This window comes from Dolichospermum circinale AWQC131C, from assembly GCF_000426905.1.
Classification (GTDB): Bacteria; Cyanobacteriota; Cyanobacteriia; order Cyanobacteriales; family Nostocaceae; genus Dolichospermum; species Dolichospermum circinale.
Window position 1 is genome coordinate 59484 of record NZ_KE384659.1, and the last position, 15334, is coordinate 74817.

At 37.1% G+C, this 15334-nt stretch carries 15 protein-coding genes; 6 read left to right on the forward strand and 9 right to left on the reverse strand.

What is annotated here, in order from left to right; translation table 11 throughout:
* Nucleotides 1-5: 5 nt before the first annotated feature.
* Nucleotides 6-623 carry a TMEM165/GDT1 family protein gene (locus ACIR131C_RS0121025; protein ID WP_028091745.1) on the forward strand — a complete coding sequence of 206 codons (618 nt, stop codon included), beginning with the start codon at nucleotides 6-8 and terminating at the stop codon, nucleotides 621-623.
* Between the two features lie 306 nt (nucleotides 624-929).
* Here ACIR131C_RS0121025 and ACIR131C_RS0121030 read toward each other — a convergent pair whose 3' ends face one another.
* The 7 genes from ACIR131C_RS0121030 to ACIR131C_RS0121065 form a co-directional block, all read right to left on the reverse strand.
* On the reverse strand, nucleotides 930-2552 hold the full coding sequence (locus ACIR131C_RS0121030; protein WP_028091746.1) for a B12-binding domain-containing radical SAM protein: 1623 nt from the start codon (nucleotides 2550-2552) through the stop codon (nucleotides 930-932).
* Nucleotides 2553-2578: 26 nt separating this feature from the next.
* Nucleotides 2579-2833 (reverse strand): SemiSWEET transporter, encoded by a 255-nt coding sequence (locus ACIR131C_RS0121035; RefSeq protein ID WP_028082771.1) that lies wholly within the window; start codon nucleotides 2831-2833, stop codon nucleotides 2579-2581.
* A gap of 91 nt (nucleotides 2834-2924) precedes the next feature.
* Nucleotides 2925-3656 carry a RadC family protein gene (gene radC, locus ACIR131C_RS0121040; RefSeq protein WP_028091747.1) on the reverse strand — a complete coding sequence of 244 codons (732 nt, stop codon included), beginning with the start codon at nucleotides 3654-3656 and terminating at the stop codon, nucleotides 2925-2927.
* 175 nt (nucleotides 3657-3831) lie between these two features.
* Entirely contained in the window at nucleotides 3832-4770 is a 939-nt protein-coding gene (locus ACIR131C_RS0121050) for a phosphoribulokinase (RefSeq protein WP_028091748.1), read from the reverse strand.
* A gap of 185 nt (nucleotides 4771-4955) precedes the next feature.
* Nucleotides 4956-7391, reverse strand: coding sequence for an NACHT domain-containing protein (locus tag ACIR131C_RS23725; RefSeq protein ID WP_035372666.1), 2436 nt, complete (start codon nucleotides 7389-7391; stop codon nucleotides 4956-4958).
* A gap of 323 nt (nucleotides 7392-7714) precedes the next feature.
* A complete protein-coding gene (locus ACIR131C_RS27150) occupies nucleotides 7715-7837 on the reverse strand; it encodes a hypothetical protein (RefSeq protein WP_269208818.1) in 123 nt (40 codons plus the stop codon).
* Nucleotides 7838-7857: 20 nt separating this feature from the next.
* On the reverse strand, nucleotides 7858-8931 hold the full coding sequence (locus ACIR131C_RS0121065) for a S8 family peptidase (RefSeq protein ID WP_028091749.1): 1074 nt from the start codon (nucleotides 8929-8931) through the stop codon (nucleotides 7858-7860).
* Nucleotides 8932-9089: 158 nt separating this feature from the next.
* On the opposite strand from ACIR131C_RS0121065, the gene ACIR131C_RS0121070 reads away from it, so the two are divergent.
* From ACIR131C_RS0121070 to ACIR131C_RS0121085, 4 genes are all read left to right on the forward strand, one after another.
* Nucleotides 9090-9752 carry a class I SAM-dependent methyltransferase gene (locus tag ACIR131C_RS0121070; protein WP_028091750.1) on the forward strand — a complete coding sequence of 221 codons (663 nt, stop codon included), beginning with the start codon at nucleotides 9090-9092 and terminating at the stop codon, nucleotides 9750-9752.
* 13 nt (nucleotides 9753-9765) lie between these two features.
* Nucleotides 9766-10191 (forward strand): DUF29 family protein, encoded by a 426-nt coding sequence (locus ACIR131C_RS0121075; protein WP_028082765.1) that lies wholly within the window; start codon nucleotides 9766-9768, stop codon nucleotides 10189-10191.
* Between the two features lie 81 nt (nucleotides 10192-10272).
* Nucleotides 10273-10491 carry a DUF433 domain-containing protein gene (locus ACIR131C_RS0121080; protein ID WP_028082764.1) on the forward strand — a complete coding sequence of 73 codons (219 nt, stop codon included), beginning with the start codon at nucleotides 10273-10275 and terminating at the stop codon, nucleotides 10489-10491.
* A 1-nt stretch (nucleotide 10492) separates the two neighbouring features.
* The gene (locus ACIR131C_RS0121085) at nucleotides 10493-10816 is read left to right on the forward strand and encodes a DUF5615 family PIN-like protein (protein WP_028082763.1); all 324 of its coding nucleotides are present in this window, start codon (nucleotides 10493-10495) and stop codon (nucleotides 10814-10816) included.
* Between the two features lie 159 nt (nucleotides 10817-10975).
* On the opposite strand, the gene ACIR131C_RS0121090 is transcribed toward ACIR131C_RS0121085, so the two are convergent.
* Both ACIR131C_RS0121090 and ACIR131C_RS0121095 read right to left on the reverse strand, forming a co-directional pair.
* On the reverse strand, nucleotides 10976-12325 hold the full coding sequence (locus ACIR131C_RS0121090; protein WP_028091751.1) for a (Fe-S)-binding protein: 1350 nt from the start codon (nucleotides 12323-12325) through the stop codon (nucleotides 10976-10978).
* Nucleotides 12326-12384: 59 nt separating this feature from the next.
* Complete coding sequence (locus ACIR131C_RS0121095) at nucleotides 12385-13674, reverse strand: FAD-binding oxidoreductase (protein ID WP_028091752.1); 1290 nt, start codon at nucleotides 13672-13674, stop codon at nucleotides 12385-12387.
* Between the two features lie 256 nt (nucleotides 13675-13930).
* On the opposite strand from ACIR131C_RS0121095, the gene ACIR131C_RS26405 reads away from it, so the two are divergent.
* Nucleotides 13931-15334: lectin-like protein (locus ACIR131C_RS26405; RefSeq protein ID WP_051347652.1), on the forward strand; the 1404-nt coding region annotated here is incomplete at its 3' end.

The window sequence follows — 15334 nt, forward strand, 5'->3', positions numbered from 1 at the left end:
AGAGAGTGTTAACAGCCTTTACCGCCGGTTTATTACTAATTACCATTTCTGAACTAGGTGATAAAACCTTTTTTATCGCCGTGATTCTGTCCATGCACCACCCACGGCGCTTGGTGTTCTCTGGTGTGATAGCTGCTTTAGCGGCTATGACTATCTTATCAGTTGCATTTGGGCAGGTAGTGTCTTTATTACCAAAAATCTACATTCATTATGCCGAAATAGTTTTGTTTATTGCCTTTGGTTTGAAGTTGATTTATGATGCTAATAAAATGCCTGTATCTGCTACTGAAGAAGTCGTAGAAGAGGCACAAGAGGCGGTAGAAAAGGCAGATTTAGATAATTCCCAGCAAAAAAGTGTCTGGTCAATTTTACTAAAATCCTTCGTACTAACATTTATAGCAGAATGGGGCGATCGCACACAAATAGCCACCATAGCCCTCGCAGCCAGTAATAACCCCATTGGTGTTACAGCCGGCGCAATATTAGGACACGCAATTTGTGCAGCGATCGCCGTCATTGGTGGTAAATTAATAGCAGGTAAAATTTCCGAAAGACAAATTACCTTCTTAGGCGGTTTTCTATTTATCATCTTTGGTATAGTCGCTGCTATAGAAGGAAAATAAATTTAATACACTGATATAGGACTCCTATTTGATTTTTGATAGCTTCCGTGGCGTAGTCATACAAGACTCAGTAAGTATCAATTCTGTCTTTCTTCCTGTGTTCCCTGTTCCCTGTTCCCTGACCACACAAGTACATATATGTACTTGAGTCAGATACAGTGATAAAATTAGAAAACCATTAGGGTCGAGAAACCTCGACCTTGGTTTTCACCTATACTGCATTTAACCCGTAATTTTAGCAGTTATCCTACCCGAAGTACAATAAATATCTAGGAATATTAAGATTGTACAATTTAGCTGTTTGCATTACTCATGATTTAATTCTAAGTTTGTAGCTTCTATTAAATGCTTAATTAATGTAGACTGAGGTAGTGGTCCTTGCAAGTGATTCCAGGGTAAAATTTGCTCAGTTGACCAATTACTATAAACGTAAAAATCTAAATTGGGAATTTGTCCTTTCAGTTGTTTAAAAGCGCGTTTATAGCTACCCAAAGAGTCCCCAAAATCACGGGTTAATTCTAATAATTGGCAAAGTCGGCGATCGCCTCTGGACAACAAAGCTTGTATAATTGACCAATTATAGCTTTCTGGTCGAAATTCTATACCTTGGGGCTTGAGTTTCTTTTGTAATAATTGCAACCGCTTCTCCGATTGTTTATTAACTCCCAACCATTGAAATGGAGTATGAGACTTGGGAACAAATGTACTACATCCTAGTGTTAAACGCAATCCAGGCGCAGCTTTTTTAACATCTTCCATCATTTTTACAGTTGCGTCTATATCCTCGGCTGCTTCCCCTGGAATTCCCACCATTCCATAGAGTTTCAAACTAGATAAACCACCAGCTTTTGCATTAATAGCCGCTTGCATAATTTCCTGATTATACAGTTTTTTATTAACAATTTTACGGACTTTTTCTGAACCACTTTCCACAGCAATTGTCAATGATCTTGTATCGCGTTTCGCCAAAGTTTCAGCCAATTTAACTGTAACTGTATTAGTTCTCACAGAAGCAACACTCAACCGCACATCATCATATTTAGGCTGACTAATGTAATCCAATAATTCCGTAAATTCTGGATGTTGGGTGACAGAAGCCCCCAATAAACCCAAGCGGTTAGTAACTTTTAAACCCCGTTCAATTCCCGGAATTAAAGAAGTTTCTAAACTCGCAGTTCTAAAAGGTAAAGTTAAATAACTAGCCAAACAAAAGCGACACATTTCTGGACAACTTCGCACCACTTCCACCATATAAATATTTTCCCAAGCGGCTTTTTCCGTCACCACAGTAGAAGCAGAAAGAGTATTTCCTCGATAAGTTTGCTTTTGAATAATTGGCGGAATTTCCGAATCAATAGGATTAATTGATTTTATTGCCCCATCTGGTGTAATATATTCTATTACATATAAACTAGGAACATAAATTCCTGGGACTTGAGATAAAGTTTTTAATTGAGTTTCCCTATCAGCATTTCTGACTTTTTTAAAAGTATCTATAAAATCACCAAGCAGATTTTCACCATCTCCCAATAAAATGATATCAAAAAAATCAGCATAGGGTTCTGGGTTAGCCGTCAAAACTGGTCCACCACCAAAAATTAGCGGATGATTTTGATCACGATAATTAGCCCGAATAGGGATTTCCAAAGATTCCAAAAGATGAAAAATATTCACATAATCTAATTCCCAGGACATAGAAAAACCTAATAATTCTGGATATCTAGGAAGTGGTTCATGGATATCAGTAAATAAACGACTTACCTGTAAATCATCACGCATAGCCAAAGTCGCCCACACCACCTGATAACCCAGACTAGTTATCCCCACAGTGTACTCATTAGGAAAAGCGAAAATCACGGGAATAGAGTCATTATTGGGGGTTACGGGCGTAAAAAGAAGACGTTCCGAGTCAAATAAAGATGATGTCACAGTATTTTAGTAAAGTTATCTAAAAGTTATCTATATTTAATTTTAAGCCATAGAATAATCAAATTAAAAAATAATGTCACCCCGTTAGCCATAATAATTGGTAAAGCCCCGATAATGATGCCATAAATTAACCACAAACACAACCCACTCATAAAAATAATTAACATCACAAAAGAAACATCTTTCGCCGATTTTGTCAGCCAAATTTGGAACATTTGCGGTAAAAAAGCGACCGTAGTTAATACACCTGCGACTAATCCTAAAATAGTGATAAAATCCATCTTTAAAAATTCTCCTTTCTCTCTTCCTCTGCGATCTTTGCGCCTCTGCGTGAGACAAATTCATGATCTCAGACACCAAGGAATCCTATGATCAATCAACCTGAGAACAATTATCCCACAAAGTAGTAATTTCTCGTAAACTTTGATGATTGCCATTACCTAAAATCAAATGATCTAAAATAGGAATAGCTAGAAGTTCCGCACCAGCCAATAATTGACGAGTCAATTCTATATCTGCTTCACTGGGTTCTAGATTTCCAGAAGGGTGGTTATGGGCTATTATTACCCGTGTAGCACCTTGACGAATCACTTCTCGAAAAATATCACGGGGAGAGGCTAAAGTTTCCGTCGCAGTCCCAATAGTAATTACCTTTGTTCCTAATAACTTATTTTTGACATCTAATAGCAGCACTGCAAATCGCTCTTGGTTTTGCCACATCAAATCTTGACTAAGCGCGGCAGCGGCAGCCATAGGACTATCAATAACTGTCCCGTCAGAGGGACGGGATAAAAAAGCACGTTTACCCAATTCAATTGCGGCTAAGATCGTCGTCGCTTTAGCCGGTCCCACACCCGGTATTTCCATCAACTCAGCAGGAGTGACATCTCGTAAAGCAGCTAAGGGATCACACTGACCTTTACCCAAGTGCTGTAATATATATTGCCCTAAACCGACCGCCGAGAGTTTACCAGGACCCTGGCCAGTACCCAGCAGAATAGCGATTAATTCCGCTGTCGCTAAAATTTTCGGTCCATGAGTCATTAATCTTTCACGAGGGCGTTCATTTTCAGGCAAGTCGGCTATTCTAAGACAATAAGTCATACCAATTTGAGATTTGATATCTTCCTGGTTTCATACTCCAACCCAGCAACACCAGTTTTCGGAACTAAGTTCAGGGAAAATTTATCCATCTTCATCTGCGTTTATCTGCGTTTATCTGCGTTTAATAAAACTATGAAAATGCACCTTTTAAACTCACCTCAAATTACGTAAAATTCTACTGATAAATTTGCGTAGCTTTGAGCATATGGTAAGTAATAATTAATTGAGTAAGAGCAAGGGGGTAACTTTGCAGAGTTTCTCCAGTTGTACCCGCAATTCTCCCCAATTCTGGGTTAATTTCCCGATCGCAAACATTCTTTAAATAGGGCATATCTGCACACATAATTTGTTCGATTTTATTCACCTGCTCCAAAGTTGCATGACCATCAACTTCCAAAACATCCACTGGTTTTCCCATATCTCTATCCAGTCCCAAACGGATAGCTGACTGGGAATCACTATGTCCAGCGTGAATAATTTTGGTAAAATCCGGGTGAGGAATAGAAGGACGTAGTACCAACCGCACATTTAGATGTCCATTAGTTTCATCTATTTCATTATTAGGTGGATAGAAACTAACAACAATATCTGACCATTGACGCTGGGGACGAATATACGCTTCTGAATCTGGTTCACGTTTATCTAATTCCGCTAATACCTGTTCTGGAGTATATCCCCGCTTTTGAGTATCCCGTTTTACCTTCCAATTAGCGCGGAGTGGTTCAGGAGGTGCGAGGTAAACTTTAACATCATAAGCATCACGAGCGATCCGAGTAGAATAACCTAGTAAGCCTTCGATGATGACAAATTTACTGGGTTTGATATATTGCGGTGGTTCAAAAGTCCCTGTTTTGTGGCTATAAACTGGTTTCAGAATGGGTTGTCCTGTTCGTAGCAGCGATAAATGTTGCTGCATAATATCCAAATAGTTACAATCAGGATGTAATGCTGTAATACCAATCTCTGCCCGTTGTGTGCGATCGTAACGGTGATAATCATCTGTACAGATCATAGTCACATTTTCAGGACCGAGTACCTGCGCGATACCTCTAGTCAGGGTTGTTTTTCCAGCAGCACTATCACCGACAATACCAAGAATAATGGGACGACTCATAAATACCTCCCTCTGATGCAAGCGAGTTTACAGAATAATCTTTAATTCTAAAGGGCAAATTAACACTTTTTTCAGAAATTTCGATCACCGTAACATCTCTACATATATTCCCTGTGGTGTTGCTGATTAATGCAATGATTTTTTTCACGCAGAGGCGCGGAGAGTGACAAACAATGCTCTAGATTTTAATTATTCTTTACTAATAACATCCGCGTTTCTATTGTTTCCCAGATTTGTTTTGATACACTTAATGCTGCTTCTTTACATTGAATAATTAAGTAATTCGCGTAGAGGTATTTATCTAAGTCTTTGATTTCTTCTTCAGATAAATTAACCATTTCTGGGGTGAGATTAAAACCATTGAGTAATGTTTCTATAAACTGTTCAGCAAAAGCTAGATGTACTTCTTCTGGTTGTTTATCATCAGGTATTTTAGCTTTGAGTGTTTGTAATTGAGCAAGTAACACAGTAAAGTTGAGCTTTTGATTAAAGATTTGTAATTTTTCAATTTCACCGAAGTAATTAATGCCCTTGATGTAGGCATTTGGTCGTGCATATTGATAGGTACAAATAAAAGAATGGGCATTATTCATGGCATTGACGATGTAGTCGATTTTAGTATTAACGTAGGAATCAGCAATAGCTATGGCGTTAGTATAGGTATTGGCAATGGCGTTAGCATTGGCGATCGCAACTGCACGTTTCCCAACTGGTTTATAATTACCTGGAGATCCTACTGTGACATTTTCCGCCCAATTTAATAAAGCCTGTAATTTTGGGGTATTGATATATTTTTGTACTTCCTTTTCCATTAATAACAATAAATCATCTGCACCACCCCGCATAACCCCCGCAACTAATAAAAATACCTCTTTCCAGCGTTTATCTGTCAGATGTTCAGTCACTAATTTTTCAACTAGACGATTATCATAAATATATTGGGCTGTTAAATATTCCTGTAGGGTCAAATGAGAAAATGAAAAAACATCTCTAGCACGTTCGACTAAAATTCCTTGTTCAATGGTAATAGCATCCAAGATTTTCCCAACATCTAAATTTTTCGGTGCATTATCATTATTATCTAGAACTTTTTGAATTTGATTTAAAACTTCTGGCTGGGAGAAAAATAACTTATCTGTTGCAAAATTATCATAAGCAATTTCAGCCAACATGATTTTTTCTAAATCAATCCCAAGTTGACGATAAATTGGTTCATAAGGTAATCTCTTTTCTGCGGCCCATCTTCTCAACAATATATCTAAAGCATTACCATATAATGTAGCTTTCTTTTTTGGTAGATCTTGAGATTCATCATACTCTAAACAGAGGAAAGTTAATAATAAGGGAGTTCGGGCTAATTCTTTGGTAGCTTCTTGAGTGTTAATTTTATTCCAGCATTTTTGGTCAGTTCCTAATTGTTTATCTACTTGTGAATAAAACCAGTTTTTAATAAATTGTTGAATTTGCTGATCATCAAAATCCGCAATAATAAATTCTTTTAAGTTTTGGAACTTTTGACGATAAGCAGCAGTCCGACAGGAAATAACAAATTTATTTTGCTTATATTCCTTAACAAATTCTTGTATTTTATCAATTACTAGCTCAAAATTTTTATTAGGTACTTCGTCTAATCCATCTAATAAAAGTAATAATTTACCTTGTCGTAATAATTGATTAGTAAATTCTTTTGCTAATGGCAATTGACATGATATAAATTCTTGCTCAATAATATTGTATATATTAACTTCATTTGTGGTAAATTGTTTAAGTTCTAGTAAAACAGGAATAATTTCTCCCTGAATTTGTCCAGATTTACCTTTGAGTGCTTCCAGTCCTATTTTCCTGAGAAATGTAGATTTACCTGCACCCGGTTGTCCCAATATCATTAAATGTGTATATTGGTTAGCAATTATTATTCCATTTTCTCTTGCAGATTTTTCATTAGTCAATCTGGGACTACCATTGTGACGATAATTTTTTTCTAAAGCTGTTACTGATTCAAAATTCCTCATCTCATCAGGTTGTAAACATTGAACTTCTGTATAAATATAATCTAAATTTACAGGTTGTGACATTCCCAAAACTCGCAACCGATTATATCGCTTTTGATAGTTAAGAATGTATTGTTTAGATGCTTGATAAATTAATTTTTTGGTTTTCTGATCTAAGTCACTTCCTAAAATTTTAATATACAATTGAGCAAAATGATTAACTGCTTCATCAGGTGCAACTTCCGGTAATCCCACCAATTGATCTAAACTAACATTATTTACGCCAGATAATTCTAATGAATTTAATATATCTGTTGCTGAACCTTCCACAACTACAACACGGCTCATTGTTCCACCTAGAGGTTTTAAAGACAAGTTTTGTAATTCTTGAATTGTATTACCTATAACTTCAGAAAGTTGATTTTTTCGCCGTTCAATTAATGCTTGTCTATAAGCAATAGGTGAAGGAAAATTCCCAGGTTCAAGCATTGGTAAGGCTTGGTTATTCCTGAGTTGATTTTCATCACCCAATGTCATAATTACCCGAATCTTTTCATCACCCCTTGCATTCATTAAAAATTCTTCCAGCAAAGGGTCTATTTTACTAATTTGGTCTTCTTTAAGGTTCATAATAATTTGATTCTACAGTAGGGGTTGTTAACTTAACGTAAAACCTTTAACCCGCCTGGGAATGAATTCCCAGTAAAACCTTTAACCCGCCTGGGAATGAATTCCCAGTCTCATAGCAAAAGTCATCTAAAGATGACTAAATAACTCAGGAATTTTCGAGTAAACTTTAGTTTACTTTTGTTATTAGCCCGGAAATTCATTTCTGGGCGGGGTTTGTCAGCCAACATATAAGACATTTTTAGCCTAATTTGACAATGAGCAATGCTAAACCCCTACAAATCTGGCTTTTCATAATCTTCTAAAAGTCCATTTCCCAACCGTGTTTAGTACAGTGCAGTTGGTATTTGAACTAAACCTTGACCTTGACGTTGACCTTGACGTTGGTTATCCGATCCTAAATCTTGACAATTAGAAAGCAATTCATTAAATAAATCCAGGTATGTCATTGTTGGATATCTCTCTAATATTAAATTAACGCAGCCACACCAGAAACAATCGGCGTGGCCATAGATGTGCCATTCCAAGCTTCATAACCTCCACCCTTAACACTAGAATAAACACCTTCTCCCGGTGCAACTAAATAGGGGACTTGATACTGATGGTTATTAATTGTGATTGTGCCACTACCGCTAAAAGCTGCAACTTGATAATGGGAATTTATCGCACCTACAGAAAGTGAACCTCGACAATTAGCGGGTGTATCACTTCTATTTATACCATCATTACCCACAGCGCAAACGGGTAATATACCTACAGCTAATAAGGAGTCAATTAAATCGCTAATTTCATCAATAAATGTGGAAATACCTGCGGAAATATTGACTATATTTACCTCCGGTTGCATTGCTAACCAGTCTAACCATAAAAATAAATCTGATAATTTACCTGTACCTCCCGGTATTAATGTTCCGCTAATAAGTTGGGTTTCTGGTGCTACTCCCACTTCTTGTCCACAAATTAAACCAGCAACATGAGTACCATGTCCATCTGTATCTTCAGATGGTACAGTTTGAATCTCCTGTGTTCTGGGATTTAAACGATAAGATGCAATTACTTTACCTTTTATTTCTGGGTGGTTTGCGTCTATACCTGAATCGAGAACTGCAACAGTTATTCCTTTACCTGTACCTGTGAATCCCCTTTGACGTGCTTTAAGAAGAGATATCGCTTCTAAATGCCAAATATCATTTTGATCTATTGTGTCTTTTGTCCCTGTTAAATTTCTTTCTGGCTGAATTAACTCTATTGGGAAATCGCGTAAAATTAAAGCATTAGGTAAATCTTGACGTAGTTGTTCTATTTCCTCATCAGGGATATAAACAACTTTAGCACCTGTAATATTTGAGTAGGTGGGATATTGGGTAATTGTATCTGCATCTTCTAAATAACTGGTAATTTCTTGATATCCAGAATCTTCTTGCCAAAAATTCACCACTTCTGCAACTTGGGAGGAACGACTTTCGGGGGTGAATTTTCTCGATGCTAATTTTAAAGAACGTGCTACTGATGTCGTCTTAGGACGAATAATATAAACAGTCATCAAGAACCCCTCAACCAACTATTGTTATGCAACGTACTAACATAGTAGCAAAAAAATCGGCTTTAAAAGAGGATTTTGGGGTTGACATTTGATTTTAAATTTGTTATCATGATTTCGATAAGGAAGAACTATCATAAAATAATTAATAAATATAAATCATGTCAAAACAAACACTGGGATTAGAACAAAATTTGTATGATTATTTACTTTCAGTTTCCCTGCGAGAAGCGGAAATTTTAACCCAACTGCGTCAAGAAACCGCTCAGATGCCAATGTCCCGAATGCAAATATCACCTGAACAGGGACAATTTATGGCCTTGTTAATTAAACTCTTAGGAGCAAAAAAGACACTAGATATAGGTGTATTTACTGGCTATAGTTCCCTGGTAGTTGCTTTGTCCTTACCCGCAGATGGGAAAATAGTCGCTTGTGATGTCAGTGAAGAGTATACAAGTATAGCCCGTCGTTATTGGCAAGCAGCGGGAGTAGCTGATAAAATTGACTTGCATATTGCACCAGCTTTAGAAACATTAGATCATTTATTGGCAGTAGGAGAAGCGGGGACATTTGATTTTGCATTTATTGATGCTGATAAGGGTAACTATGAAAATTATTACGAGCAGTGTCTGAAATTAATTCGTAGTGGTGGACTAATTGCCATTGATAATGTACTGTGGTCAGGTAAAGTAGCAGATCCAGAAATACAGGATAATCAAACCAATAAAATCCGGGGTTTTAATCGCAAATTACACCAAGATTCCCGAATTACCATAAGTTTAGTTCCCATAGCAGACGGATTAACCTTAGCGATAAAAAATTAGGAAAATCAAGCCCATGGAAGAACTACTTACCCTCAAAGAACTTCTACACCAAGGTAATATCACAGAAGCCTTGTTAATTGTCGAAGAATTAGAAGAAATGAGCAAATCGGATAAACTGAATAAAATATTTAGCTATGGCATCATTTTACTTCTACACCTAATTAAACAAGCTGCTGAAAACCGCACCACTAGGTCTTGGAATTTTTTTATTCGCAATTCTGTCAAACAAATTCAACGCAGTAATTCTCGTGAAAAAGCAAAAGGAACTTATATGAGTGAAACAGAATTAGCAACAACTCTAGAAGATGCTTATGATTTAGCATTAGAAAAAGCAGCCATTGAAGCTTTTGAAGGTCAATATGAAGCAGAAGAATTAAACCAATTAGTCGAACGACAAGAGATCATAAAAAAGGCCATGAATTTAATTTGGGAACGATAATTGACAGGATAAATAAAATCACCGACTTCTTTTTTATGGCTAAACTAGGAATATAACTTGAAAATATCAAATACAATTACAATGTCTAATCATCCTTCAGTTATCAGTGTCTCTTCTGAAATTATGAGTGGTACTCCTGTTTTTACAGGAACAAGAGTTCCTATACAAACACTCTTAGATTATTTAACAGCAGGAGATTCAATAGATGATTTTTTAGATGGTTTTCCCACTGTCACTAGAGAACAAGTCATTACATTCTTAGAAGAAGCAGGAAAACAAATGATTAACAAGGTAGCTTAGGATGAAACTGCTTCTAGATGAGTGTATTGACCGCAGGTTAACTAAGGAATTTGTAGGTTATAAAATCAAAACAGTTCCCCAAATGGGATGGGCAGGAACTAAAAATGGTAAACTACTGGCTTTAGTAGAACAAGAATTTGATGTTTTTATTACGGTTGATAGAAATTTATCTTTTCAGCAAAATTTGTCTCAGTTTAATATTGCTGTAGTTGTTTTACAAGCATCTTCTAATAGACTAATTGATTTGAAACCTTTAGTTCCCAAGATTGTAGATATTTTATCTACTTTAGTAAAAGGTCAAGCTGTAGTTGTTAGTCTTGAATGATCAGGAACAATGAAGATATCACCCTCAATACGCTTCGGATCAGATTAATAATTGACAGTATTCTCAATAACGGAACGCAATCATAAATCCTTTAGAATTACAAAAATTGGGATTTTTGGTTAACCGAATCGTATTGGGGAATATGGATCTTATAACTTTCTAAATCTCCAATTTCTCACCCCGAATAGCATAATCTAATAATTCCATAGGGTGCATAATAGAAATAGTTTTACCTGGTAAATATTTACTAATTTGCAAACTACAACCAGGGTTAGGAGAAGCAATTAAATCAGCACCAGTATTTAATAAATTTTGGGCTTTTTGTTTACCTAATTCTTCCGCAACTTCCGGTTGTAACATATTATAAACACCCGCACTACCACAACACAAAGCTGCGTCTATGGGTTCTTTTAAAGTTACTCCTGGAATTTGTTTTAATAGTTGACGAGGTTGGACACTAATTTTTTGACCATGTAATAAATGACAAGCATCCTGATAAACTAAAGTCAGATTTTTCTCAGTCAGAGGTGAAAGTTTAGCAGTTAAACCGATATTAGCTAAAAACTCCTGTGAGTCTTTTACTTTCGCAGCAAATATTTTAGCTTTTTGTGCATATTCTGGATCATCTGCTAAAATATGACCATATTCCTTCAAAGTGTGACCACAACCAGCAGCATTGATAATCACAAAATCTACATTAGTATCAGCAAAACTATTAATCATTTGTCTTGCTAAAGTTTTCGCTTGTTCCGTTTGTCCCTGGTGTTCAGGAAGCGCCGCACAACAACCTTGAGACTTAGGAATTACCACCTCACAACCATTAGCAGTTAAAACTCTGACAGTTGCTTCATTTACAGGAGAGAAAAACAGCCTTTGTACACATCCTAAAATAACACCAACCCGATATCTTTTTTCACCCTGAGCGGGGATGATATCTGGTAAATTATTCTGAAAAGATTTAAGAGTAATTTCCGGTAAAATAGATTCCATAGCAGCTAACCGGGGAGATATAGCCTTAATTAAACCAGTTGCTTGTAATAACTTAGAAATCCCTAACTTTTGATAAACTAATAAAGGAAAAAGTAAAATTCTTAAAAGATCAGGATTAGGAAACAGAGAAAAAATCAATTGTCGAACTAACTTATCAGGTAAACTGCGATGATAATTTCTTTCTACCTGATGTCTAGTAGCTGAAATCAACTTATCATACTGCACACCAGAAGGACAAGTAGAGACACAAGCTAGACAACCCAAACAAGAGTCAAAATGTTCAACAGTAGCGGTATTTAAAGCAATTTCCCCCTCATTAATAGCATCCATTAAATAGATACGTCCTCTAGGAGAATCCATTTCCTTTCCTAATACCCGATAACTAGGACAAGTAGACAGACAAAAACCACAATGAACACAACTATCAATTAACTTAGGATCAGGTGGATAATTGCCATCAAAACCCTGTAAATTCTTAATACTAGCAGTATTATGCACCAAACCTTCCGAAACTTGCATTTCTTATCTTCCTCTTAACTTCGCGTTCTTTGCGTCTTCGTGGTTCATTTTCTCAAATCTTAAATCCCACCCACAAAGCGACCGGGACTTAAAATCAAATTACCATCAAATTGTTGTTTAATACCGTGCATTACCTCCAAACTATTACCATTATAACCCCAAATATCAAACCTTTTTTTTAACTCAACAGGTGCGGATAAAATAGTTAAAAAACCAGAATTGGCTTGACATAAATTCCGCAAATGTAAAATCTGGTCTGGATTTTCCAGACGCACCAAACCCAAACCACTGCTAACATGAATTAAACCAATATTTGTTATTTGATTGATAATTTCCACCGCAGCAGTTGGTAATACTCCTATTTTACAAGTAATTGTAAACTCTGTAAGATGATCATATATTTTGTTTGGTAATTGTTGCCATAAATTAGACTCCTCAACTCCTTGATAAATCACCCCTTGTAAACCTAACTTTTCACCAATTGCTAAAAGTCGTTGCGATTGTTCTTCAACACTTTCATGAATACTTTGAAACCGGGTAATTAAACCTATTCCCGTTCCTAAAGTTAAACTAGTCACCAACTTACTTGATAGTAAATCAACTTGAGTTGGTGTTAATTCTGAACTTTGTAAAATTCTCACTGCTGAAGATACGGCTTCAGGTTTACCAGTTAATAGCACCGTTCCCGAAGTTTCAGGAATAGGATAAACTCGTAAAGTGACCTGGCTAATAATACCTAAAGTACCGTAAGCACCAGTAAATAACTTCATTAAATCATAACCTGCCACATTTTTGACAACTCGTCCCCCGGCTTTAGCGATTTCTCCATCAGCGCGGATAAAAGTTATACCTAAGATTTGGTCACGTACACCACCATAACGTTGACGCAGAGAACCTGTATCAGCAGTAGCAACAATACCACCAATGGTAGCTGATTCTGGGAAAGCAGGATCTAGGGCTAAAGTTTGTCCAGATTTTGCTAAAATTTCCTGAATTTGGGCAAATTTCATTCCTGCTGCCACGGTGACAGTTAAATCACCCACAGCGTGTTCTATGAGTTGGTTAATGCGTTCGGTACTGACAATAATATCAATATTTTTAGCTAAACCACCCCAATTGATTTTACTACCGCTACCACAAGTGAGAACACGCCATTGATGACTGTTGGCGGTGGTGATAATTGCGGCTAATTCCGCCTGGCTATGGGGATAAACGACGCAAATGGGATAACTTTTAGAGTCTATACTCTGTTCTAGGTTCTGCTTTTGGGTGGGGGCGAGATTTTCCCAGGAGATAACAGCATTTTCCGTGCTGAGAATAGAAGTTAGGGTAGATGCTATGGTATTCATTAGTTTACTTTTTATGTGCTTATTATCAGTTTGACCGAAAAAAATCGGACACAAGCCTCGTCCACTTCAACAAGTGCCACAGTGACCTGGCCAAATTGCCTAGTGTATCCGATATCATGGGCATGCAACCGTTAGACATATCCAAAAAAAAATGTACAATCCAGAATCCTTACAGGGGGAATTTCTCTATCAAGGTTTTGCAAAATACATATTTGAATTTGGTCAATGTTTATCAACAATATAAAGGGTCATCTTCATGTTTAATTATAACGGCAGCACTTATCTTCTCACTAGCTTTTTCTCGACATGGGAACAAGCTCAAGCTCAAGCTCAAAGTTTAGGCGGAAATCTTGTTACTATTAATACAGCAGCAGAGCAAAATTGGTTAGTCAGTACCTTTGGTGGTAGTCAAGAACTATGGATCGGTTTGACAGATAAAGTAACAGAAGGCCAGTTCAAGTGGGCAAGTGGTGAAATATCTACTTACACTAACTGGTTTACCGGTCAACCAGATAATGGTGGACCACAGGGTGAAGATTATGTAGCGATGAATTTCGGGTCTGCTGGTAAATGGAATGATTACCCCAATAACCTTAAACTCCTCCAAGGCATCATTGAAATCAAACAAGCTACACCACCCACTTATGCTTATTATAACGGCAGTATTTATTTCTTCACCAGCTTCTCAGGTACATGGGAACAAGCTCAAGATGAAGCCCAAAGTTTAGGCGGAAATCTTGTCACTATTAATACAGCAGCCGAACAAAGCTTCCTAACTAATACCTTTGGTGGTACTGAAGAACTATGGATTGGTTATACAGATAAAGTAACAGAAGGTCAGTTCCAGTGGGCAAGTAATGAAACATCTGCTTACACTAACTGGTTTACCGGTCAACCAGATAATGGTGGACCAGAGGGTGAAGATTATGTAGTGATGAATTTCGGGTCTGCTGGTAAATGGAATGATTACCCCAATGACCTGAATTCTTTCCGAGGGATCATTGAGATCAAACCACCCACTTATAACGGTAGTACCTATTTCCTCACCGACTTCTTCGGTACATGGGAAGACGCTCAAGCTCAAGCCCTAAGTTTAGGTGGAAATCTTGTCACTATTAACACAGCAGCAGAGCAAAATTGGTTAGTCAGTACCTTTGGTGGTACTGAGGAATTATGGATTGGCTATACAGATAAAATAACAGAAGGCCAGTTCAAGTGGGCAAGTAATGAAACATCTGCTTACGCTAACTGGTTTACCGGTCAACCAGATAATGGCGGACCACAGGGTGAAGATTATGTAGTGATGAATTTCGGGTCTCCTGGTAAATGGAATGATTACCCCAATAACCTTAAACCCCTCCGAGGGATCATTGAGATTAAACTACCTGTTACTCCGACTCCGATCAATGGTACTAATGGTAATGATAACCTGATTGGTACTAATGGTAATGACATCCTAAATGGATTTGCTGGTAATGACACCCTTAACGGTGGTGCTGGTAATGACACCCTTAACGGTGGTACAGGCAATGATATTTACGTTGTTGATAGCACCACTGACACCATTACCGAAAATGCCAACGAAGGCACAGATACCATTCAATCTAGTGTTAATTACAGTATTGCGCTTCTTACTAACGTCGAAAACCTGACACTGACA

What these genes read in the sequence shown, in the direction of transcription:
- radC (WP_028091747.1), bottom strand. Translation starts at nt 3,656, where the DNA reads ATGACTTATTGTCTTAGAATAGCCGACTTGCCTGAAAATGAACGCCCT.
- ACIR131C_RS27150 (WP_269208818.1), bottom strand. Translation starts at nt 7,837, where the DNA reads ATGACATACCTGGATTTATTTAATGAATTGCTTTCTAATTGTCAAGAT.
- ACIR131C_RS0121080 (WP_028082764.1), top strand. Translation starts at nt 10,273, where the DNA reads ATGTCTAATCATCCTTCAGTTATCAGTGTCTCTTCTGAAATTATGAGT.
- ACIR131C_RS0121085 (WP_028082763.1), top strand. Translation starts at nt 10,493, where the DNA reads ATGAAACTGCTTCTAGATGAGTGTATTGACCGCAGGTTAACTAAGGAA.
- ACIR131C_RS0121095 (WP_028091752.1), bottom strand. Translation starts at nt 13,674, where the DNA reads ATGAATACCATAGCATCTACCCTAACTTCTATTCTCAGCACGGAAAAT.
- ACIR131C_RS0121050 (WP_028091748.1), bottom strand. Translation starts at nt 4,770, where the DNA reads ATGAGTCGTCCCATTATTCTTGGTATTGTCGGTGATAGTGCTGCTGGA.
- ACIR131C_RS0121075 (WP_028082765.1), top strand. Translation starts at nt 9,766, where the DNA reads ATGGAAGAACTACTTACCCTCAAAGAACTTCTACACCAAGGTAATATC.
- ACIR131C_RS23725 (WP_035372666.1), bottom strand. Translation starts at nt 7,391, where the DNA reads ATGAACCTTAAAGAAGACCAAATTAGTAAAATAGACCCTTTGCTGGAA.
- ACIR131C_RS0121090 (WP_028091751.1), bottom strand. Translation starts at nt 12,325, where the DNA reads ATGCAAGTTTCGGAAGGTTTGGTGCATAATACTGCTAGTATTAAGAAT.
- ACIR131C_RS0121035 (WP_028082771.1), bottom strand. Translation starts at nt 2,833, where the DNA reads ATGGATTTTATCACTATTTTAGGATTAGTCGCAGGTGTATTAACTACG.
- ACIR131C_RS0121065 (WP_028091749.1), bottom strand. Translation starts at nt 8,931, where the DNA reads ATGACTGTTTATATTATTCGTCCTAAGACGACATCAGTAGCACGTTCT.
- ACIR131C_RS0121070 (WP_028091750.1), top strand. Translation starts at nt 9,090, where the DNA reads ATGTCAAAACAAACACTGGGATTAGAACAAAATTTGTATGATTATTTA.